Annotated in this window: 18 protein-coding genes, 3 tRNA genes and 2 pseudogenes; 9 read left to right on the top strand and 14 right to left on the bottom strand. The window is 71.2% G+C overall.

Annotated elements, in window-relative coordinates; translation table 11 throughout:
• Positions 1-18 precede the first annotated feature (18 nt).
• From Saso_RS02425 to Saso_RS02410, 4 genes are all read right to left on the bottom strand, one after another.
• Positions 19-1,947, bottom strand: a complete 1,929-nt coding sequence (locus Saso_RS02425) for an ABC transporter ATP-binding protein (protein ID WP_189917500.1) — start codon at positions 1,945-1,947, stop codon at positions 19-21.
• Entirely contained in the window at positions 1,947-3,680 is a 1,734-nt protein-coding gene (locus Saso_RS02420) for an ABC transporter ATP-binding protein (protein WP_189917499.1), read from the bottom strand. Before Saso_RS02420 ends, Saso_RS02425 begins: the two co-directional genes overlap by 1 nt.
• Before the next feature lie 245 nt (positions 3,681-3,925).
• Positions 3,926-5,380: a xylulokinase gene (locus Saso_RS02415; protein WP_189917497.1), complete on the bottom strand. Its 1,455-nt coding sequence runs from the start codon at positions 5,378-5,380 to the stop codon at positions 3,926-3,928.
• Positions 5,381-5,552: 172 nt separating this feature from the next.
• The gene (locus Saso_RS02410; protein ID WP_189917495.1) at positions 5,553-5,858 is read right to left on the bottom strand and encodes a YtxH domain-containing protein; all 306 of its coding nucleotides are present in this window, start codon (positions 5,856-5,858) and stop codon (positions 5,553-5,555) included.
• Positions 5,859-6,014: 156 nt separating this feature from the next.
• On the opposite strand from Saso_RS02410, the gene Saso_RS02405 reads away from it, so the two are divergent.
• The 3 genes from Saso_RS02405 to Saso_RS02395 all read left to right on the top strand — a co-directional run bounded on the left by Saso_RS02405 (position 6,015) and on the right by Saso_RS02395 (position 6,408).
• Positions 6,015-6,087: transfer RNA gene (locus Saso_RS02405), tRNA-Asn, on the top strand.
• Positions 6,088-6,092: 5 nt separating this feature from the next.
• A tRNA-Asn gene (locus tag Saso_RS02400) sits at positions 6,093-6,165 on the top strand.
• A 169-nt stretch (positions 6,166-6,334) separates the two neighbouring features.
• Positions 6,335-6,408, top strand: a tRNA-Ile gene (locus Saso_RS02395).
• A 513-nt stretch (positions 6,409-6,921) separates the two neighbouring features.
• Here the strand turns inward: Saso_RS02395 and Saso_RS02390 are convergent.
• Positions 6,922-7,599, bottom strand: a complete 678-nt coding sequence (locus tag Saso_RS02390; protein WP_189917493.1) for a DedA family protein — start codon at positions 7,597-7,599, stop codon at positions 6,922-6,924.
• A complete protein-coding gene (locus Saso_RS02385) occupies positions 7,596-8,327 on the bottom strand; it encodes a class I SAM-dependent methyltransferase (protein WP_189917491.1) in 732 nt (243 codons plus the stop codon). Before Saso_RS02385 ends, Saso_RS02390 begins: the two co-directional genes overlap by 4 nt.
• 132 nt (positions 8,328-8,459) lie before the next feature.
• On the opposite strand from Saso_RS02385, the gene Saso_RS02380 reads away from it, so the two are divergent.
• Positions 8,460-9,605, top strand: coding sequence for a sensor histidine kinase (locus Saso_RS02380; RefSeq protein WP_229900988.1), 1,146 nt, complete (start codon positions 8,460-8,462; stop codon positions 9,603-9,605).
• Complete coding sequence (locus Saso_RS02375; RefSeq protein WP_189917487.1) at positions 9,602-10,252, top strand: response regulator; 651 nt, start codon at positions 9,602-9,604, stop codon at positions 10,250-10,252. Before Saso_RS02380 ends, Saso_RS02375 begins: the two co-directional genes overlap by 4 nt.
• Positions 10,253-10,410: 158 nt before the next feature.
• Here the strand turns inward: Saso_RS02375 and Saso_RS02370 are convergent.
• The 3 genes and pseudogenes from Saso_RS02370 to Saso_RS02360 form a co-directional block, all read right to left on the bottom strand.
• Positions 10,411-10,696, bottom strand: a pseudogene (locus tag Saso_RS02370) (ATP-binding cassette domain-containing protein); the annotation flags it as partial.
• A gap of 75 nt (positions 10,697-10,771) precedes the next feature.
• On the bottom strand, positions 10,772-11,833 hold the full coding sequence (locus Saso_RS02365; protein WP_189917485.1) for an alkene reductase: 1,062 nt from the start codon (positions 11,831-11,833) through the stop codon (positions 10,772-10,774).
• A 78-nt stretch (positions 11,834-11,911) separates the two neighbouring features.
• Positions 11,912-12,817 (bottom strand): NADP-dependent oxidoreductase, encoded by a 906-nt coding sequence (locus Saso_RS02360; RefSeq protein ID WP_189917483.1) that lies wholly within the window; start codon positions 12,815-12,817, stop codon positions 11,912-11,914.
• A gap of 390 nt (positions 12,818-13,207) precedes the next feature.
• Here Saso_RS02360 and Saso_RS38140 point away from each other — a divergent pair.
• Both Saso_RS38140 and Saso_RS38135 read left to right on the top strand, forming a co-directional pair.
• Positions 13,208-13,387, top strand: a pseudogene (locus Saso_RS38140) (amphi-Trp domain-containing protein); the annotation flags it as partial.
• A 32-nt stretch (positions 13,388-13,419) separates the two neighbouring features.
• Positions 13,420-13,881, top strand: coding sequence for a carboxymuconolactone decarboxylase family protein (locus Saso_RS38135; RefSeq protein WP_229900987.1), 462 nt, complete (start codon positions 13,420-13,422; stop codon positions 13,879-13,881).
• Here Saso_RS38135 and Saso_RS02350 read toward each other — a convergent pair.
• The 5 genes from Saso_RS02350 to Saso_RS02330 all read right to left on the bottom strand — a co-directional run bounded on the left by Saso_RS02350 (position 13,875) and on the right by Saso_RS02330 (position 18,416).
• Positions 13,875-14,399: an Lrp/AsnC family transcriptional regulator gene (locus Saso_RS02350; protein WP_189917479.1), complete on the bottom strand. Its 525-nt coding sequence runs from the start codon at positions 14,397-14,399 to the stop codon at positions 13,875-13,877. The genes Saso_RS38135 and Saso_RS02350 overlap by 7 nt on opposite strands.
• Entirely contained in the window at positions 14,329-15,396 is a 1,068-nt protein-coding gene (locus Saso_RS02345; RefSeq protein ID WP_189917478.1) for a LacI family DNA-binding transcriptional regulator, read from the bottom strand. The genes Saso_RS02350 and Saso_RS02345 overlap by 71 nt, the downstream gene beginning before the upstream one ends.
• A gap of 76 nt (positions 15,397-15,472) precedes the next feature.
• On the bottom strand, positions 15,473-16,306 hold the full coding sequence (locus Saso_RS02340; protein ID WP_189917477.1) for an ATP-binding cassette domain-containing protein: 834 nt from the start codon (positions 16,304-16,306) through the stop codon (positions 15,473-15,475).
• Positions 16,303-17,298, bottom strand: coding sequence for an ABC transporter permease (locus Saso_RS02335; protein WP_189917476.1), 996 nt, complete (start codon positions 17,296-17,298; stop codon positions 16,303-16,305). The genes Saso_RS02340 and Saso_RS02335 overlap by 4 nt, the downstream gene beginning before the upstream one ends.
• A 101-nt stretch (positions 17,299-17,399) precedes the next feature.
• Entirely contained in the window at positions 17,400-18,416 is a 1,017-nt protein-coding gene (locus Saso_RS02330; RefSeq protein ID WP_189917475.1) for a sugar ABC transporter substrate-binding protein, read from the bottom strand.
• A 489-nt stretch (positions 18,417-18,905) separates the two neighbouring features.
• On the opposite strand from Saso_RS02330, the gene Saso_RS02325 reads away from it, so the two are divergent.
• Complete coding sequence (locus Saso_RS02325) at positions 18,906-19,868, top strand: carbohydrate kinase family protein (protein ID WP_189917474.1); 963 nt, start codon at positions 18,906-18,908, stop codon at positions 19,866-19,868.
• A gap of 330 nt (positions 19,869-20,198) precedes the next feature.
• On the top strand, positions 20,199-20,501 hold the full coding sequence (locus tag Saso_RS02320) for a putative quinol monooxygenase (protein ID WP_189917473.1): 303 nt from the start codon (positions 20,199-20,201) through the stop codon (positions 20,499-20,501).
• Positions 20,502-20,503 lie beyond the last annotated feature (2 nt).

Here is a 20,503-nt window from a genome sequence, read left to right as displayed (position 1 = left end):
CCGGGAACCGCCGTCGCCTCAGTCGACCTCGGCCAGTGCCTGCGCGAACTGCGCCTTGTACAGGCGCGCGTAGGCCCCGTCGGCCGCGAGCAGGTCGGCGTGCGCGCCCTGCTCGACGATCGAGCCGTTCTCCATCACGAGGATGGTGTCGGCGTCCCGGATCGTCGACAGCCGGTGCGCGATGACGAACGAGGTCCGCCCGTGCGCCAGCTTCGCCATCGCCTTCTGGATCAGCACCTCCGTGCGGGTGTCGACGGAACTGGTGGCCTCGTCGAGCACCAGGATCGTCGGGTCCGACAGGAACGCCCGCGCGATGGTGATCAGCTGCTTCTCACCGGCGCTGACCCCGCTGCCCTCGTCGTCGATCACCGAGTCGTAGCCGTCGGGCAGGGTCCGCACGAACCGGTCGGCGTGCGCGGCCCGCGCCGCCTCCTCGATCTCGCCGCGGGTGACCTCGCCCGGCGCCCCGTACGCGATGTTCTCCGCGATGGTGCCGCCGAACAGCCAGGTGTCCTGGAGCACCATGCCGATGCCGGCGCGCAGTTCGTCGCGGGACATCCGCGCGATGTCGACGCCGTCGAGGGTGATGCGTCCGCCGGAGACGTCGTAGAACCGCATGAGCAGGTTCACCAGCGTCGTCTTGCCGGCGCCCGTCGGGCCGACGATGGCGACCGTGTGGCCGGGCTCCACCGTCAGGGAGAGGTCCTCGATCAGCGGCTTCTCCGGGTCGTACCGGAAGGACACGCCCTCCAGCGCCACCCGCCCGCGCAGCTCCCCGGGCCGCTCGGCCGCGACCGGGTCCGCCTCCTGCTCCTCGGCGTCCAGGAGTTCGAAGACGCGCTCCGCCGAGGCGACGCCCGACTGCACCAGGTTCGCCATCGACGCGAGCTGCGTCAGCGGCATCGAGAACTGGCGCGAGTACTGGATGAACGCCTGCACGTCGCCGATGGACAGCGAGCCCGACGCGACGCGCAGGCCGCCGACCACCGCGACCAGCACGTAGTTGAGGTTCGACACGAACATCATCAGCGGCTGCATGACACCGCTGTTGAACTGCGCCCTGAACCCGGCCTCGTACAGCGCGTCGTTCTGCTCGGCGAACTGCTGCGCCGACTCCGCCTGCCGCCCGAACACCTTCACCAGCGTGTGGCCGGTGTACATCTCCTCGATGTGGGCGTTGAGCTTGCCGGTGGAACGCCACTGCTGCACGAAGTGCGGCTGCGACCGCTTGCCCACGCGCGTGGCGACGACCGCCGACAGCGGCACGGTGACCAGCGCGACCAGGGCCAGGATCCACGACACCCAGAACATCATCGCCAGCACGCCGATGACGGTCAGCAGCGAGTTGATCAGCTGGCCCATCGACTGCTGGAGCGTCTGACCGATGTTGTCGATGTCGTTCGTCGCGCGGGAGAGGACCTCGCCGCGCTGACGCTTGTCGAAGTACGACAGCGGCAGCCGCGACAGCTTAGTCTGCACGTCCTCGCGCATCCGGAACATGGTGCGGTTGACGGACTTGTTGACCAGCCGGGTCGCCACCGCCATCAGCAGACCGGCGACCAGGAACACCCCGACCGCGAACAGCAGGATCTCGCCGACCGCCCCGAAGTCGATGCCCTTGCCGGGGGTGAAGTCGGTGCTGCGGAGCATGTCGGCGACGCTGCCCTCGCCACGCTCCCGCATCGAGTCGAGGACCTGCTCCTTGCTCGCCCCGGCCGGCATCTGCCGCCCGACGATGCCCGCGAAGACCAGGTCGGTGGCCTTGCCGAGGATCTTCGGCCCGACCACGTTCAGTCCGACGCTCAGCACCACGCAGCCCAGCATCGCGTACAGGGTGAACCGCTCGGGCCCGAACCGGGCGAGCAGCCGCCTGCCGGACACCTTGAAGTCCAGCGAGCGGCTCTCGGGACCGGAGCCGGCCATCATGCGCCCCATGGGCCCGGCCATCAGGCAGCCTCCGCTTCCGTCAGCTGGGAGAGCACGATCTCCCGGTAGGTCTCATTGCCGGCCATCAACTCGTCGTGGGTGCCGGTGCCGACGACCAGGCCCTCGTCGAGGACGACGATCCGGTCGGCGTCGCGGATGGTGGCCACCCGCTGGGCGACGATCACCACGGTGGCCTCGGCGGTCTCCCGCCCGAGCGCCGCCCGCAGGGCCGCGTCGGTGGCGTAGTCCAGGGCCGAGAAGGAGTCGTCGAAGAGGTAGATCTCCGGCCGCTGCACGAGCGTGCGGGCGATCGCCAGCCGCTGCCGCTGCCCACCGGAGACGTTCGTCCCGCCCTGGGCGACGGGGGAGTCGAGTCCGTTCTCCAGCTTGCTCACGAAGTCCTTGGCCTGCGCCACCTCCAGCGCGTGCCACAGCTCCTCGTCCGTGGCGTCCGGATTGCCGTAGCGCAGGTTCGTGGCGACCGTGCCGGCGAACAGGTACGGCTTCTGCGGCACGAGACCGACGGTCTTGGCCAGCAGCACCGGGTCGACCTCGGCGACGGGCACCCCGTCGACGAGCACCTCGCCCTCGGTGGCGTCGAACAGCCGGGCGACCAGCCCGAGCAGCGTGGACTTGCCGCTGCCGGTCGAGCCGATCACGGCCGTCGTCTCACCGGGCCGCGCCACGAGCTCCACGGACTTCAGGACGGGCTCCTCGGCGCCCGGGTAGCGGAATCCCGCCTGCCGGATCTCCAGATGCCCGTGCCGCCGCAGCTCGGTGACCGGAGCCACCGGCGGGACCACGGACGAGGAGGTGTCCAGCACCTCCTGGATGCGCTCGGCGCACACCTCAGCCCGCGGCACCATCATGAACATGAAGGTGGCCATCATCACGGACATCACGATCTGCATGAGGTAGGCGAGGAACGCCGTCAGATCACCGATCTGCATCCCGCCGCTGTCGATCCGGTGGGCACCGAACCACACCACGGCGATCGAGGACAGGTTCACGGTGGTCATGACCACCGGGAACATCAGCGCGAGCAGGTTGCCGGTCCTCAGCGAGACGTCGGTGAGATCGTCGTTGGCCTTCCTGAACCGCTGCTGCTCGAACTCGTCGCGGACGAAGGCGCGGATGACCCGGTTGCCGGTGATCTGCTCGCGCAGCACCCGGTTCACGGTGTCCAGCTTCACCTGCATCGACCGGAACAGCGGTCGCAGCCGGCGCACGATGAGCGTCACGCAGACGCCCAGGGTCGGCACCACGGCGATCAGCACCGCGGACAGCGGCACGTCCAGGCCGAGGGCCAGCACCACCCCGCCCACGCACATGATGGGCGCCGACACCATCAGCGTGAACGTCATCAGCGCCAGCATCTGGATCTGCTGGACGTCGTTCGTGGTCCGGGTGATCAGCGAGGGCGCGCCGAACTGGCCGACCTCGCGGGCGGAGAAGGACTGCACACGGTCGAAGACGGCCGCCCGGACGTCCCGGCCGAGCGCCGCGGCCGTCCTGGCGCCGTAGTACACGGCACCGATGTTGCAGACGACCTGCGCCAGCGAGATACCGATCATCAGGCCGCCGTAGGACAGGATGTATCCGGTGTCCCCCTCGACGACGCCGTTGTCGATGATGTGCGCGTTCAGCGTGGGCAGGTAGAGGGTGGCGCAGGTCTGGAGGAACTGGAGCACCACCAGCAGGGTGATGGGTTTCTTGTAGGGCCTGAGATAGGTCCGTAGTAGTCGTATGAGCACGCTACGTCTCTCGGAGTCGGCGGGAGGGGCATTGGTTGCCCCTGGCCCCTATCGTCCGACACCCCACCCGCGTTACCTCAACCGATTTAGCTCACAGCAGTGCGGTTACGGCCGTCCGGGTACACCCGGTGCGCCCCCGCACACCGAACGCGCCCGCGGACCACCGGCGCACCTTCCGCGCCCCGGGTGTCTTCCGAGCCGCTGCCCCTCCGCCACGCTGCCGTGCCGTTCCCCGCTCCCGTGCCTCAGGCGCGGAACGCGCCCGGGTGCGTCTGCTCCCGCACCGACACGTACTGCTGGCGCACGGCCTGTCCGACCGCCCGTTCCTCGCCCGGGTCCAGCACCTGCGCCGCCGCGCCCTGCCAGGCCGGCGGGGTCCGCGGGTCGAGGGTGCCCTGCGAGGCCCCGAGCGCCCACGCGGCCTGCCGGGCCGCCCCGATCGCCGCGTAGTCCGCCGGCTGCGGTACAACGACCTGGGCCCCGAACAGCGCGGGCGCCGCCGCCTGCACGGCCGGCAGCTCGGCCGCCGCCCCGAGCAGGAAGATCCGCCGCACGTCCACGCCCCGGCCGCGCAGCACGTCGAGGGCGTCCGCGAGCCCGCACAGCATGCCCTCGAAGGCGGCCCGCGCGAAGTGCTCCGGCTTCATCGACTCGCGGCGCAGACCCGCCAGGGTCCCGGCGGTGTGCGGCAGGTTCGGCGTCCGCTCGCCCTCCAGGTAGGGCAGCATGACCAGCCCGTGCGACCCGGGCGTCGACTTCATCGCCAGGTCGGACAGCGCCTCCAGATCAGGCGCCCCGATCAGCTCGGCGGCCCCGCGCAGGGTCCGTACGGCGTTCAGGGTGGTGACGACCGGCAGGTGCATGCCCGTGGCGTCGGCCAGGGAGGTGATCATCCCGCTCTGGTCGACGAGCGCCTCGTGGTGCACGGCCATCACGGACCCGGAGGCGCCGAGCGACACGACCGCGTCCCCGTGGCCGAGACCCAGCCCCAGCGCGGCCGCCATCGTCTCGCCGGTCCCCGCCGAGATCAGCAGCCCCTCCGGCGTCGTACCGGCCGCGTCGGACGGGCCGATCACCTCGGGGAGCATGGCCTGGTGACCGAGCGCCAGCTCCACCAGATCTGGCCGGTAACCACCGGTGGCCGCCGACCAGTAGCCGGTCCCGGAGGCTCCGCCGCGATCGGTGGTCCTGCGCACGGGCCGCCCCAGGAGCTGCCACACGAGCCAGTCGTGGGCCTGGAGCAGCACGGTCGTCCGGGCGGCGGCCTCGGGCTCGTTCTTCGCCAGCCAGCGCAGCTTGGTCACCGGCTGCGCGGCCTGCGGGACGCACCCCACCGCCTGCGCCCAGGCCTCGCGGCCGCCGAGCGCGTCGATCAGATCGGCCGCCGCGACCTGGGCCCGCTTGTCCCCGCCGACCATCGCCGGCCGCACGGTGTTGCCCTGGGCGTCCAGCGGCACGACCGCGTTCTGCTGCGAGGAGACGCCGATGGCCTGCACGCCCTCCAGGAGCCCGCCGCCCGCGGCCTCGCCCAGCGACAGCAGCCAGGCCTGCGGATCGACGTCGGAGGGCCGGCCCCCACTCTCGGCGCCATCCAGCGGATGCGGCGCATACCCCTGCCGGAGCACGGCTCCGGTGTCCGCGTCGCAGACGACGATACGAGTGAAATCGGGTGAACTGTCCAACCCGGCGACTATCCCCATGACGAAAATTCTGCCGCACGCGCCGCTCTGGTTGGGCCGCGGAGACCGCGAGGGTGGCGCGGGCCGGCCCGGTGCGGGGCGTTGTCGCTGGTCGCGCCCTCGTACCGGGCCGCACATGTCACACGCCCGGGTGCGCGGGGCGGCCGCCCCGGTGTGCCCCCCAGGGGTGCCGCTAGGTGTTGCTGGTGCCCCAGTCGTCCCCGCCCGCGCCGTTGCCGTTGCGGTCCCGCAGCGACCTGACCCGGCCCGCCACGGACTCGGGCATCCGGTCGCCGACCTTGTCACTGACCGCGTGGTAAGCCTTGCCCGCGTACTGGCGCCCCTGCTGGGCGGCGGTCTCGGCGGTGTTGCGCACGGCGGGGTTCTGCGCGACCTGCCGCGCCGACTTCTTCAACTGCTCGTACCGCTCGCGTCCGGCACGCGTGCCCAGTACGTAACCCAGAGCGAGCCCGACGACGAACGTGAGCCTGTAGCGCATGGTGGCCACCCTCTCCTTGCGTAGTCCCTGGCACGACATCGGCGCCGGGGGAACCGATTGGCGGAGCACCCCCCTGCTTGCGCTAATGTATGTGTCGCAGCGAGCGAGCGCCCCCTGGCGAATACCCAGGTAGGTACGTTCGATGCGACGAGGCATTCCCCTGTAGCTCAATTGGCAGAGCAGCCGGCTGTTAACCGGCAGGTTACTGGTTCGAGTCCAGTCGGGGGAGCTCGGTCCCCTGTAGCTCAATTGGCAGAGCAGCCGGCTGTTAACCGGCAGGTTACTGGTTCGAGTCCAGTCGGGGGAGCAAGGTGAACGAGGACCCCGTGGGGGTCCTTTTTCATGTCGGCGGGAACCGTGCAGGCCAGGGGTGCTGTCCTCCTGGTCGTGCAAGGTCCACCAGCCGGAGCGTGAGATCGTATGAGCGGCTATGCTGCGGCAGACGGCGCGCACACATGTACGCGACACGCCGCTATGGGGCGGTAGCTCAGCCGGTTAGAGCAGCGGACTCATAATCCGTCGGCCGTGGGTTCGAGTCCCACCCGCCCCACTTGTGCAGGCTTCTGACCTGCGGAAACGTTCCTCGTGAGGTGTCGGAGCGTCAACTGCCGCTGATCAGGACGTGTGTCGACGATCTGGCGGCGTCTTCGCGGCTTCAATTCTTGATCCTGGGGACGTGTGGGGGACGCAGGGTTTCGGAGGGGTCTGCTGACCGGCGTCCGCAGGCTCTCCGTCCGGCGGTCCGGCACCCCGGGAGGCTTCCGAAGTGGTCTCCGGCATCCGAGCGGTGGCCACCCGGGACGCCGTCGTCCCGCCCGGTCCGATCCGCAAGCTCATCGACGCCTTCGGCAGCCGTCTGCCGGGTCACATGCCCGAACAGCAACGGCAGCTGGGCCGCCTCACCGACCGCGATCGCGAAGTACTCACCGCCGTCGCGCCCGGCTGGAGCACCACCGAGATCGCCCGACGCTTCTCCCTCCGCCTAATCCACCGTCGAGTGGCACGTGAGCAGCATCCCCACCGAGATCGGGGTCCGGGACCGGATCCAGGCCGTGATCTCCGCCTACGACACCGGCCTCGTCGGACCCGCCTGAACGTGGCCGGTGGCCGTCGTGGCGGGCTCGGACACCGGTTCCCGGGTCGGAGGAGACGGGCGGCGCCTTCTTCGCCACAGCAGCGTGCCGATCGCCGTCAGAGCGACCAGGGCGAGGGCGGGGCCGCCCAGGGTGAGGACGCGCTGGAGAGAGGTCGCGGCAGCGTATCCGACACCTGCTTCCGCGGTGGCCCACACACAGGCGGCGACGGCGCTGTACGGGGCGATGCGGCGGTAGGGCAGGCGGGTGACGCCCGCGGAGTGCGGGGCGAGGGTGCGCACCACCGGCAGGAAGCGGGCCAGCAAGACCGCGCGGCCGCCGTGGCGCGTCATCAGCGTCTCGGCCTGGTGCCAGGCGGCACCCGGTATCCGACCGCCTATGCGGCCTCCGCGCAGCTGATCACCGAGGAGTCTGCCGGTTCGATGGGCGAGGAAGTCACCCACCACCACGGCTCCGGCCGCGGCAGCTATCACGAGAGGGAGGCTGATGTGGCCGGTGCGGGCCAGCGCGCCGGCGGTCAGGAGCAGGGTGAGCGTGGGGATGAAAGCGCCGACGAGAAGGACCGACTCGGCCAGGACCGCGGTTGCCACCACCGCGTACGCCGCGACCGGCGAGATATGGCCGAGGAGGTCGGAGAGCGCGTTCACCGACTTGCCCGGTCTGTCTGCGGCTCGAGCTGGTCCCGGTGCGCGGAAACAAGGGGGCGTTGCAGATGCCAGACGTAGGCGGGGGGAAGGTTGGCCCATACCGTCCAGCGGCCCGTGGCGTAGGTGTGCTGGTAGGCGGCCATGACCTCGTCGACCGCGGCGTGGCGGCGGGCTTCGGCTCGCGATGCCGTCAGGGCACGCGCCTTGCGGGTGCCGAGGTAGGCGAAGTAGGTCAGCGTGCCGCCCGGGTGGAGCAGTTCCATGTAGCGGGCCATGATCCGCCCGACCTGCACGGGCGGGAAGTTGGTCAGCGGCAGCCCCGAGACGATCACGTCGTACCGCTGGTCGCTGTCGAGCTGCTCTACGTAGGTCTGATGCACGTTCACCTGCGCGGGCCTGGCAGCCAGGTCCGGATGCGTGGTGACCAGACGGCGCAGTCGCGCGGCGAAACGCGGGTTCGGCTCGACGATGTCCAGGCGGCTGGCCCGGGGCAGTTCGGGTATCAAGGTGCGGGTGACCGCGCCGGTGCCGGCACCGGCCTCCAGGACCGCCAGCGGGCGGGGCGCCTGAGCCCGTACGGGATCGGTCAGAGCGCGGGCCAGGGCCTTTCCGCTGGGGGCTACGGCACCCGTGGTGCGCAGATCACGGGCTGCTTCGATCAGGAACATCCAGCCTTCGGCATTGCGCTGCGCCAGGACACGGTCGTGGGAGGTGGTCCAGTCGTTCATGGAATCGACGCTAGAAAGCCGCGACCGTCATCGGATCCCCCGTCCTGCGGCGGCTTACCCCTACGAAAGTAGGGGGTGGACATCGCCGATCGCCGGACGGAACGGAGCACCGGTCTGCCTAGCATGGGCCAGGTGAGCAGCAGAGAAGGCCGCAGATGGGCGGCCTACGGGCGTGGCGCCCTCGTGGCGTTGTGCGTACTGGCCGCCGCGCTGAACGACATGTCGTTCGAAGGGCACTACCTGGCGCCCGTCGCCACCGCGGCGCTGCTGTGCGGAACGGCCCTGCTCGTACCCCGGCTGCGCTGGCCGGTCGCGCCGCTGTTGGTGACCGTGGCCACGGCGTGGTGGGGATGGCCGTTGCTGCCACTGCTGGCTGTCGCCCTGTTCGACCTGTCCGTGGATCGCCGGGCGCGGGTGGCGGTGGGATGCGCCGTCGTCGCCCTGGGCGCCAACCTGCTCAGCTACCGGGCCACCTCCCTGTGGACGGCGCAGTCCTACGCGTCCACGCTGCTCCTACCAGTGCTGGCCGTGCTCGTAGGGCTGTGGCTGGGTGGCAGGCGCCGCCTGGTCCGGGCACTGGCAGCCGACGTCGAGCACCTGCGCGTCGAGTCGCAGCTGCGCGAGGAAGCAGCCCGCGTGGCGGAACGGTCCCGTATCGCCGCCGAGATGCACGACGTCCTGGCCCATCGCCTGAGCCTGATCGCACTGCATACCGGCGTGCTCGCCACCAAGGGCGACATGCTGCCCGCACCGGTCGTCGAACGACTCGGTCTGCTGCGCACGGCGTCCGTCGAGGCCCTCACCGATCTGCGCGACGTTCTCGGTGTGCTGCGCGACCCCGACGCCACGCCGGCCGGCGCCGCGCTCACGCCGGTGATGAGGGACGTAGGGGAACTGGCCGACGAGGCCCGCGCCGCCGGCCAGCACGTCGAGCTGACCATCGACGGCCTTCCCGAACAGGCTCCCACCACCCACCGCCTGGCCGTGCACCGCGTCGTGCGGGAAGCACTGACCAACGCCCGCAAGCACGCCGACGGTGCTCCGGTGACCGTACGCATCGACTACCGACCGCCCGCCACCCTCGTCGAGGTCACCAACCCTCCTGGCACTCCCCGCACGGACGCCGTCGGCAGCGGCTACGGACTCGTCGGCCTGCGCGAACGCGTCACCGCCCTCGGCGGCCACCTGAACGCCGGACCGGCCGGCGCGGGCGCGTGGCGCGTGGCCGCCCGCATCTCCCACCCCCTCGGCATCGAGCAGAACGGCACCCCCACATGATCCGTGCCATGATCGTCGACGACGATGCCCTGGTCCGCCTCGGCCTCGCCGACCTCCTCAACGGCGACCAGGGCATCGAAGTGGTCGCCCAGGCCGCCGACGGCCTCCAGGCCATCGAGCAGGCCACCGCCCACCGCATCGACGTCGCCCTCGTCGACGTCCGCATGCCCCGCATGGACGGCATCACCGCCACCGCCCGCCTGCGAGCCCTTCCCCACCCCCCGAAGGTGATCACCTTGACCACCTTCGACCTCGACGAATACGTCTACGACGCCCTCGCCGCCGGAGCCGACGGGTTCCTCCTCAAGGACACCGACCCCGCCGAAATACTGCGCGCCGTCCATCTGGTGGCCGCCGGCTCGGCCATGCTCCACCCCACCGCGGCCCGCCGCCTCATCGACCGCTACCACGCCACCCACCAGCCCCAGGTCACCGCGGCTCAGGCCCGGTTGGAGCGGCTCACCCCCCGCGAACGCGACGTACTCGCCCTGCTCGCCCAGGGCGACACCAACGCCGACATCGCCACCCGTCTCGCCATGCGCGAGAGCACCGTCAAGGCTCATGTGAGCCGCATCCTGACCGCGCTCGAGGTCACCAACCGCGTCCAAGCCGCCCTCGTGGCCCGCGACGCGGGCCTCACCTCCTGACCCGAGCAGTTTGTTACTGCCAGCTCGGCTTCATCGGGCGCCCTGGACGGGCACGATGTCGTCGCCCTGTGCGAGCAGCCGGGCCGGGAAAGTGAGTTCGGGGAGATGTCGGCGGCTCGTCGGCTCGAGCAACGGCGTCGCGGTCACCCGGCCGGCGATTCCTCGACCACCGTGACCAGGGCGGCCGTGGTGGACGGCGTCGAGCATCGCCGTCATCTCGTCGCACACCAGCCAGCGCGGGCGCAGCACGAGGGCACGGGCCAGGCAGGCGCGTTGCAACTGGCCGTCGCCGACTTCGTGCGGGCGTCGGCTCAGCAGGTCGGGGGTCAGGCCGACGTCCTCGGCCAGTTCGGGGACCCGGTCGGGGACGGCCTCGCGTCGGCCGGTGGCGCGCAGCGGCTCGGCGATCAGGTCGTGGAGCCGCAGCCGGGGGTCGGCGGAGAGCCCATGTACAGCTCATCGGTCCTGCGTCGGCCGTCGTGGGGATGCGGGGTTCGGGGGTGGGTACCGTTCGGTTCCTCAGCCGGTGTGGGTGGGGTAGTCGGTGTAGCCGGCCGCTCCACCGCCGTAGAAGGTCGCCGGGTCGGGGGTGTTCAGCGGCGCGCCGGCGCGGAGCCGCTCGACCAGGTCGGGATTGGCGAGCGCGAGGGCGCCGACGGAGACGAGGTCGGCCGTGCCGTTGTCGATGTCCTTGGCGCGGTCGGGCAGATCGGTGCCGCCCCGGTTGAGGATCAGCGTGGTCGGCCACAGCGCGCGCAGGGTGCCCAGCAGTTCCTCGTCGCCCGTGTGCATCACGTGGAGGTAGGCCAGGCCGAGCGGGCTGAGCGCACGCAGGAGCGCCGGATACAGCTCGGCGGTGTCGGACTCGTCGATGTCGTTGTAGGGGTTTGCGGGGGAGATGCGCAGGCCGGTGCGGTCGGCACCGATCTCGTCGGCCACCGCGGCGGCGACCTCGACGGCGAAGCGGATGCGGCCCTCGATCGAGCCGCCGTAGGCGTCGGTGCGCTGGTTGGTGTTGTCGGCGAGGAACTGGTGCACCAGGTAGCCGTTGGCGCCGTGGATCTCCACGCCGTCGGCGCCGGCCGCGACGGCCGCCGCTGCGGCGCGGCGGAAGTCGTCGACGGTCGCCGCGACCTCCTGCGTCGTCAGAGCACGGGGGGTCGGCATCTCCTGGGGTCCGGACGCGGTGAACATCGCGCCCTGCGGCCGGATCGCGGAGGGGGCGACCGGCCGGCGCCCGTGGGGGGTGTTGTCGGGGTGGGCGATGCGTCCGGTGTGCATCAGCTGGATGAGGATCCGGCCGTCGGCCGCGTGCACGGCGTCGGTGACCTTGCGCCACCCCGCGATCTGCTCGTCGTTGTGGATGCCGGGGGTCATGAGGTAGCCCTGGCCGTCGGCGGAGGGCTGGGTTCCCTCGGTGATGATCAGCGCGTGCGAGGCCCGCTGGGCGTAGTACTCGGCGTTCAGCTCGGTGGGGACGCCTTCGGGTGTCGAGCGGTCACGGGTCATGGGGGCCATGACCAGGCGGTGCGGCAGGGATATGCCGCCAAGAGTGGTCGGCGTCCAGAGGGAATTCAGCATGAGGAGCTCCTTCGGTGGGGCGGTGACCGGCCGGTCACCGTAGAGGGCGGGGTGGCGCGTAAGGGGGGGGAGGGGTGCTCAGTCGACGGTCAGGACGAGCTTGCCCCGCACGTGCCCGGCGTCGCTGACCCGCTGGGCTGTGGCCGCCCGGTCGAGCGGGTGGGCGGTGACGGTGGTGACGAGCTTGCCGGCCGCGGCGTCCTGGGCCAGGGCGGCCAAGCGGGCGGTCGAGCGTTCCCGGGACCCCTGGGAGAAGGTGATGCCCAGCTGCCGTGCACCGAAGTCGGCGATGGTGACGATGCGCTCGGTGCCGCCCCGCAGGGTGATGGAATCCTCCAGGGCGCCCTTCCCGGCCAGGTCGAACACCGCGTCCACGCCGTCAGGAGCCAGCGCCTGCACCCGCTCGACCAGGCCGTCGCCGTACACGGTCGCGGTGGCGCCGAGCGAGGTGAGGTAGTCCTGGTTTGCGGGGCCCGCGGTGGCGATCACGCGCGCTCCGCGGGCCGTGGCGAGCTGGACCGCCAGGGTGCCCACCGCTCCTGACGCGCCGTGCATCAGCACGGTCTCCCCGGCGGCCAGCCCCAGCAGGTTCAGGACCCGCTCGGCCGTCTCGCCGGCCACGGGCAACGCGACCGCGTGCTGCCAGTCGAGGCCTGCGGGCTTCGGGGCAACGGTGGTGGCCAGCGCGTACTGGGCGTACGAGCCGGTGTCCGACCAGCCCAGCACCTCATCGCCGACCTGCACGTCGCTCACGCCCTCGCCCAGGGCGTCCACCACGCCGGCGAGCTCGCCACCGGGGACGGCGGGCAAGGGCGTCGGGCGGACGGCCTCCATCATCCCGGCGCGGATCTTGCCGTCCAGCGCGTTCAGCCCGGCGGCCTTCACACGGACCCGGACCTGGCCGGGGCCGGGCCGCGGGACCTCGATGTCCGCCTCGTGCAGCACGTCCGGGCCGCCGAACCGGTCGAAAACGATTGCTTTCATGATGACTCCATTGCTTTCGGCCACCAATAGTGTGGCTGGCCACATAATCAACGTAACACCAATCGTGTGGCTAGCCAAGTATTCGTGGGGTGCGGGGGCGGAGCCGGCCTCGGCGGCCTGTCTCCGAAGTGGCCGCCCGGTGAGCCGGCCGGGGCCGCCCAGGAAGTCCGGTGATGGTGTGCGGGACCGCGCCTTGATCCTTCTCTGAACCATGAGAACCCCCGGCGGAGGGTCTGTGGGACGAGCACTTCGACTCTTCGCCGCCTCGGCGGCGGCGCGCAGCGCGGTGCCGGGGGGCGTCAGCGGCAGGACACGTACTGCGGATGTCCGATCCCCGGTGTGGCCGCAGTATGGGCTTTACAGCCTGTTTGTGTGGAATCGGAGGCGTTCATGAAGGACCTCAAGTTCGAGCAGAAGAGTTCGCTGTCACGTGTCGAGGCCGCCGATCGGCTCACGGCGCTCGCCGACGCGTTGCGGGAGGGCGGGGACGCCGAAGTGGAGCTCGGGGGCGGGACGCTGAGTCTGCGCATCCCCGACGACCTGCGCGCCGAGATCGAGGTCGAGGTCGGCGGCGGTGAGATCGAGCTGGAGATCGAGTTCAAGTGGCCGACCGCCTCCGCCCGGTCGGCGTCGGCCCGGACGGCACCCACCCGGACGGGACCGTCCCGTTCCGCGTCGTCGGAGACGTCCGGGGAGAAGGAGGAGGGTGCGGAGAAGGGGACGGAGAAGGCCGCTCCCGCGAGGCGGAAGGCCGCACCCGCCCAGTCCGGCCGGAGCGGCACGGGGAGCGGCAGGACCAGAAGCACCAAGCGGACCGCGTCCAAGGCGTCCTGAGCCGGTCCCGGGAGGAGGGGCTGCCGCCGGACGAGGCCCTGATCCTGCGCTGCGCGGACCGTCTGCTCGCCCGGGACACCCTGAGCGGCGCCGAGCGCGCGCAGGCGCTGGAGCTGCTCACGGCCGGTCAGCTCGCCGACCTCGTCATCACGGTCGGCTTCTACGAGCCGGTCAGCGGCTTCCTCAACACCTTCGGTGTGACCACCGAGGGCGAGACCGACCTCTACTGAGCCGTCACCGGGCCCACGGGGCCCACCGGCCCCGCCGGCCCCGCCGTCTTCTCCCGGCCCACCGGCTCCGCGGGAGTCGCGTGCTTCACCGTCTTCATCGTGAAGTGCGAGGTGACGTTCTTGACGCGCGGGAGGGTCATGACGTGCAGGCCGAGGAAGGCCTCGTAGGCGGCCAGGTCCGCCACCGCCACGCGGACGAAACAGTCCGGGCTGCCGAACAGCCGCCGCAGCTCGACGACTTCGACGGCCCGCGCCAGCGTCGCCTCGAACTGCTCCACCGTCCGCGCGTCCTGTGCTTCCAGACTGAGGTCGACGAGCACCTCGAAGGACCGGCCCAGGGCCGCGGGGTCGACGACGGCCCGGTAGCCGCGGATGACGCCGTCGGCCTCGAGGCGCTGGACCCGGCGCAGGCACGGGCCGGCCGTGAGCCCGACCCGCTGCGCCGGCTCACCGTTCCGGTCTGCTCCCGGTGACCGCCCGCCGGTGCGGCGGGCGCGGCGCGGGGACGGGGAGTTCACCCGAGCCCCGGACGATCAGACGGGTGGGGACGGTGATCGTGCGGGTCCGGGTGCGGTCCCCGTCCAGCCTGGTGAGGGCGGTGGCCGCGGCCGCCCTGCCGAGTTCCTCCGGGTCCTGCGCCACGACGGTCAGGGCCGGTTCGAGGGCCTCCGCCAGCGACACGTCGTCGAAGGCGACGACGGCCACCTGCTTGCGCCGGCTGCGCGCCAGTTCGGCGACGATGCCCAGCGCCATGATGTTGTTGCCCGCGAAGAGCGCCGTCGGGGGGTCGGTCAGGCCGAGCAGCCGGGCTGTCGCGGCCTCGGCGCCGGGCTGGTCGTGGGCGTTGGCGACGAGCGTGCGGTCGTAGGGGATCCCGGCTTCCTGGAGCGCGGACCGGTAACCCGCCAGGCGCTCCCGCCGGGTGTAGAGCTTCGGGGGCAGGTCGCCGACGAAGCCGATGCGCCGGTGCCCGTGGGCGACGAGGTGGGCGACGCCGTCATGGGCCCCGGTGCGGTTCGAGCTGACGATGCTGTCCGTCGACAGGCCCACGCCCGGGCGGTCGAGGAAGATCACGGGCAGCCCGGCCGTACGGTGGGACTTGAGGTGGGTGTGGTCGGCGCCGACGGACGGGACGACCATCAGGATGCTGACGCGGCGGGCGAGGAACTTGTCCGTCAGGGCGCGTTCCCGCTCGGGGTCGTCCGCCGAGGAGCCCATGAGCAGCGTCAGTCCGCGCTCGCGGACGGTGTCCTCGATGGCGCGGGCCACGGCCCCGAAGAAGGGGTTGGCGAGGTCGGGGATGACCAGGCCGATGGTGGTGTCCGGGCCGCCGACGCGGATGTTGCGTGCCATGAGGTTCGGCTGGAAGCCGAGTTTGGCCACTGCGGCCAGTACCTGTTCCCTGGTCTGCGCGGAGGCGGGCCCGTCCTCGTTGAGGACCCGGGAGACCGTCTTGGCGCTGACGCCGACTTCTCGGGCGACGTCGGCCAGGGTGGGGCGGCGGTTCGCTGCCATGGAGGAAACCGTCTCCTGAGGGCTCTCGGTTCCGGCCGCGGCCTCGGCCGGAAAACGCGGGAGCGTGGTTGTGCTGTCAGGTGGCCTGGACTCCGGCGGCCTTCGCGGCCTCCGAATCCGCTACGACAGTATCTCCGGCCTCGTCGACGGTGAGGGCGCCGGTCATGATGGCGACGACCTCGGCCATGGAGTAGTCGGAGGGCTTGATCACGGCGGCGCGCCGGCCGAGGCGGTGCACATGGATCCGGTCGGCGATCTCGAAGACGTGCGGCATGTTGTGGCTGATCAGGACGACCGGCAGGCCCTTGTCCCGGACGCGCCGGATCAGGTCGAGCACCTGACCCGACTCCTTGACGCCCAGGGCGGCGGTGGGTTCGTCCATGACGACGACGCTGCCGGCCCAGGCGACGGAGCGGGCGACGGCGACGGCCTGCCGCTGTCCTCCCGAGAGCGTCTCCACCGACTGCGTCAGCGAACGCAGACCGATCTTCAGGTCGGCCATGTGCCCGGCCGCCTCCTGCCGCATGCGCTTCTTGTCGAGCATGCGGAAGACACTGCCGAGCACCCCGGGCCGGCGCAGTTCACGCCCGAGGAACATGTTCGAGGCGATGTCCATCGAGGCGGCGACGGCGAGGTCCTGGTACACGGTCTCGATGCCGTGGGCGCGGGCGCTCTGCGGTCCGGAGAAGGTGATGGGTTCGCCGTTGAGGCGTATCTCGCCCGCGTCGGGGACCACCGCGCCGGTGAGGGCCTTGATGAGGCTCGTCTTGCCGGCGCCGTTGTCGCCGATGACGGCGAGGACCTCGCCGGGGAGCAGGTCGAAGTCGGCGCCGTCGATGGCGGTGACCTGGCCGTACCGCTTGACCAGGCCGCGGGCCTGGAGGACGGGGGTCGGGGTGCTGGCGCTCATCGGGCCTTCCTCCGGGAGATCTGGTCGACGGTCACCGCGAGGATCACCAGGACGCCGGTGATCAGGGTCTGGTAGATGGACGCCACGCCCATCAGCTGGAGGCCGTTGCGGAACACCCCGACGATGAGGACGCCGATGAAGGTGCCCAGGACCGAGCCGCGGCCACCGAAGAGGCTGGTGCCGCCGAGCACCACCGCGGTGATGCTGTCGAGGTTGTCGGTCTGCCCGGCCTGCGGATCGCCGACCCCGGTGCGGGAGATGAGCAGCAGGGCGGCGATGCCGTACAGCAGGCCGGCCACGGTGTAGATGCCGATGGTGAGGCGGGAGGTGCGGATGCCGTTGAGGCGGGCGGCCTCCGCGCTGTTGCCCAGGGCGTAGACGTGCCGGCCCCAGCCGGTGCTGCTCAGCGCGTAGGCCAGGAGGAGGAACAGGGCGATGGTGACCAGCGAGCCGTAGGTGATGTCCGTGTGGCCCAGCGGGAAGGTCTCCCCGAGCGCCGTCAGCGGGCCGGGCAGATCGGTGACCGTCTGCTCCTCGGAGTAGATGTGGGTCAGCGCGAACGCGACGTTGAGCATGCCGAGGGTCACGATGAACGGCGGCAGCGGGATCTTCTGCACCAACAGCCCGTTCAGCAGGCCGAATCCACCGCAGACGGCCAGGCCCAGCGCGATCGCGACGAGCGGCGGTACGGAACCCTCGGCCGCCGCCTTGGCGATCACGATGCTGCCGAACGCCATCACCGCACCGCAGGACAGGTCGATGCCCGCCGTGAGGATGATCAGCGTCTGCCCGATGGCGAGGGTGCCCACGACCATCACCTGCTGCACGATCAGCGAGAAGTTCCCGCCGGTCAGGAACTGGTCGGTCGAGAACGAGAAGAAGGCGCAGGCCAGGAGGAGGGCGACCAGGGGGCCGGTGGTCGGTGCCGTGAGCAGTCTGCGGGCCGTGTTCGGCGCCTTGAGCTCCGAGTACGGCGTTGTCGTGGCTGTCATGCGAAGTCCTTGTCGGAAGACAGATGTCCTGGTCGGGGCGGCACCGGACTCCCCACCGGCGCCCGGTGCCGCGCCGACGTCTCGGGCGGGGGCGGGGCGGCTCAGCCCCAGCAGTTCTCCAGGCCGTAGGCGGTGTCCTTCGACGTGACACCGGTCTGCGCCTTGTCGGTGATCAGCGTGACGCCCGTGTCGGTGTAACCGGACGCCTTCTTGCCGTTCTTGGCGTACGTCACGACGGCCTTCACGCCCTCGGCGGCCATCTTCAGCGGGTACTGCTGCGAAGTCGCCGCGATCTTGCCGTCCTTGACCGCCCGGGTGCCGGTGCAGCCGCCGTCGACGGAGACGATCAGGACGTCCTTCTCCCTGCCCTTGGCCTTCAGCGCGGTGTACGCCCCGAGGGCCGCCGGCTCGTTGATCGTGTAGACGACGTTGATGTCGGGCGACTTCTGGAGGCAGTTCTCCATCGCGGTCTGGCCCTTGGCCTGGTCACCGCCTGTGTCCTGGGCACAGACCACGTCCTTGTCGGTCGCGCCGAAGCCCTTGAGGAACCCGTCGTGCCGCTGGACGCCCACGGAGACGCCCGGCGCCAGGTCGAGGGCGGCTATCTTCGCCGACTTGCCCTTCATGGCCGCCTTGGCGTACTCGCCGATCAGCTGGCCGGCCTTGAGGTTGTCGGTGGCGAACAGGGCGTCGACCGCGCTCTCCGGCTCGGTCGGGGTGTCCAGCGCGATGACCAGGACGCCCTTGGCGCGGGCCTTCTCGATCGCGGGCACGATGGCCTTGGAGTCGCTCGGCGTGATCAGGATGCCCTTCACACCTGCCGCGACCATGTTCTCGATCGCGGTGACCTGACCGGCGTTGTCGCCGTCGAACTTCCCCGCAGCCGTGGACAGTTGGGCGCCGTTCTCCTTGGCCGCCTTCTCCGCGCCCTCCTTCATCTTCACGAAGAACGGGTTGGTGTCGGTCTTGGTGATCAGGCCGACCTTGACCTCACCCGAGCCGGAGCCCGTGGAGCCCGAACCGGAGCCGGAACCGCAGGCCGTCAGGGTGAGGGCCGCGACGCCCGTGACCGCGGCGGCTCTGAGGAGGGAGGAGGACAGACGAGTGGTGCGAGACATGATCGACTCCTGTGGGATAGCGAGCGGCACGGGGTTGGGATCAGAGCATGCCGCCCGGGGTGTCATCGTTGACTTATGTCATCGTTGACACTGCCTGGCGAGGATGATGGACTCCGGATCCCGGCAACGTCAATGCCTTCCACCCGTCACGAATCGGCAACGTACGCAGTCCTCGTGCCCGCACGACCGGTCGGCGGCCGTCCGCCGCACCGCCCTCCGCCCTCCGTTCACCGTCCGGCGCACGCGCCGTCCCGTCACCCGGCTTCTTCCCGTCCCTCCGGACCGGTCGAGCGTCCTCGGCCGCCCCGGCCGACCGTGATCCCGGCCCGCCGAGCCGTCCCGGCCGGCCTGCCGCAACGGCCCTCCGGGCGAGTGCCGACCTGCACGTCCCGCACGTCCCGCATCTCCGCACGTCCCGCAAGCCCCGTAAGCCTTCCGGCCCCTGCGGGCCTTCCGAACCGTCCGAGTCCCCCGAGAGGGAGCAGCCCCATGAGCACGCGTCAGATCACCGTTCTCGGAGAGTGCGTCGCGGACGCCTTCGCGGAACCGGCGAACGCCTCGCACGAACTGGCCCTGCGGGTGCTGCCGGGCGGGGGACCCGCCAACACGGCGGTGGCCCTGGCCCGGCTGGGCACGCCGGCCCGTTTCCTCGCGCGTCTGTCGGGCGACGTGTTCGGCCGCCTGTTCCGGGCCCACCTGGAGGCGTCGGGCGTGGACCTGTCGCACGCCGTCGCCGCGGCCGAACCGAGCACGCTGGCCGTGGCGGAACTGGACGCCGCCGGGCAGGCCACGTTCTCGTTCCACGCGAGGAACACGGCCGACTGGCAGTGGACCGCGGACGAACTGGCGGACGTCGACCTGTCCGCGACGGCCTGTGTGCACACCGGGTCACTGGCGCTGGTCCAGGCGCCGGGCGGGGTGGTGGTCGAGGAGTTCCTGGAAACGGCGGCCTCACGGGCCACCGTCAGCATCGACCCCAACGTCCGGCCGCTGCTGGTGCGCCCCCAGGTCTACCGCGCACGGCTGGCGCGCTGGTGCGCGCTCGCCGACATCCTGCGGCTGAGCGAGGACGACCTCGGACTTCTCCTGCCGGGCACCCCTCCCGAGCAGGCCTGCGACCTCTGGCACGCCGCGGGGGTACGGCTCGTCGTGATCACGCTCGGTGCCGATGGCGCCCTGGCCTCGCTCGACGGCGAACGGGTGCGGGTGCCCGCGGTGGCGGCGCGGGTCGTCGACACGGTCGGCGCGGGGGACTCCTTCACCGCCGGTCTGCTGCACCGGCTCGGCGAGGGCGGGCTCCTCGGGGGCCGGCTGGACGGGCTCGGTCTCGACGAGGTCGAGGAGGCCTGCCGGTTCGCCGCCCGGGTCGCCGCGCTGACCTGTTCGGTCGCCGGCCCCAACCCGCCGTGGCGGGACCGCCTCGCGGACCTGACGACCGCGGGCGGCTCCTGACGGCTGCGGACTGCGTACCGGGCGGCTTTCCTGAGGGCTGCCCCGGACGGCTGGTCGTGACGGTCGGTGCGGGCGGTCCGTGTTCCCCTGACGGGGGTGTGCGCCGCAGCCGTTGACGTGCCCGCCGGGTGTCGTCCATCATCGGGCCACCGATGTCATCGATGACACATGTCAACGATGACATCCTGATCCGAATCCGAGGACGTCGGCTCCCTCGGTGTCCCCGGCGTCGCCGAGGACACCGACATGCCTGACGGCATCGACCTGCCTGGTGTGCCCCGATGACGGACGGCGGCCAGGACGCCCCTTCTCCGACAAGGACCCGAGCCCGTGAAGAAGACCCTGCTCGCCGAGTTCACCGCCCGCGAGGGCGCGCGGGACGAAGTCGCCCGGCTCATCGGCGACTACGCCCGCGCGGTGCGTGAGGAAGAGGGCAACCTCGTCTTCGACGTCTATACCAGGGCGTCCGCACCCCGCGCCTTCTGGATCTTCGAGGTGTACCGGGACGAGGACGCCTTCCAGGCACACCTGAAGGCCCCGTACGGCGGGCCCTTCAACGTGGCCCTCGCCCCGCTGATCGAGGAGGACGCCTCCGTGCTGACGTTCCTGGACCCGCTGTCCGTGCGGGCGTGACC

It is taken from the genome of Streptomyces asoensis, from assembly GCF_016860545.1.
GTDB classification, from domain to species: Bacteria; Actinomycetota; Actinomycetes; order Streptomycetales; family Streptomycetaceae; genus Streptomyces; species Streptomyces asoensis.
The sequence above is the reverse complement of the archived record's forward strand: the minus strand, read 5'-3'. Positions and strand labels throughout refer to the sequence as shown.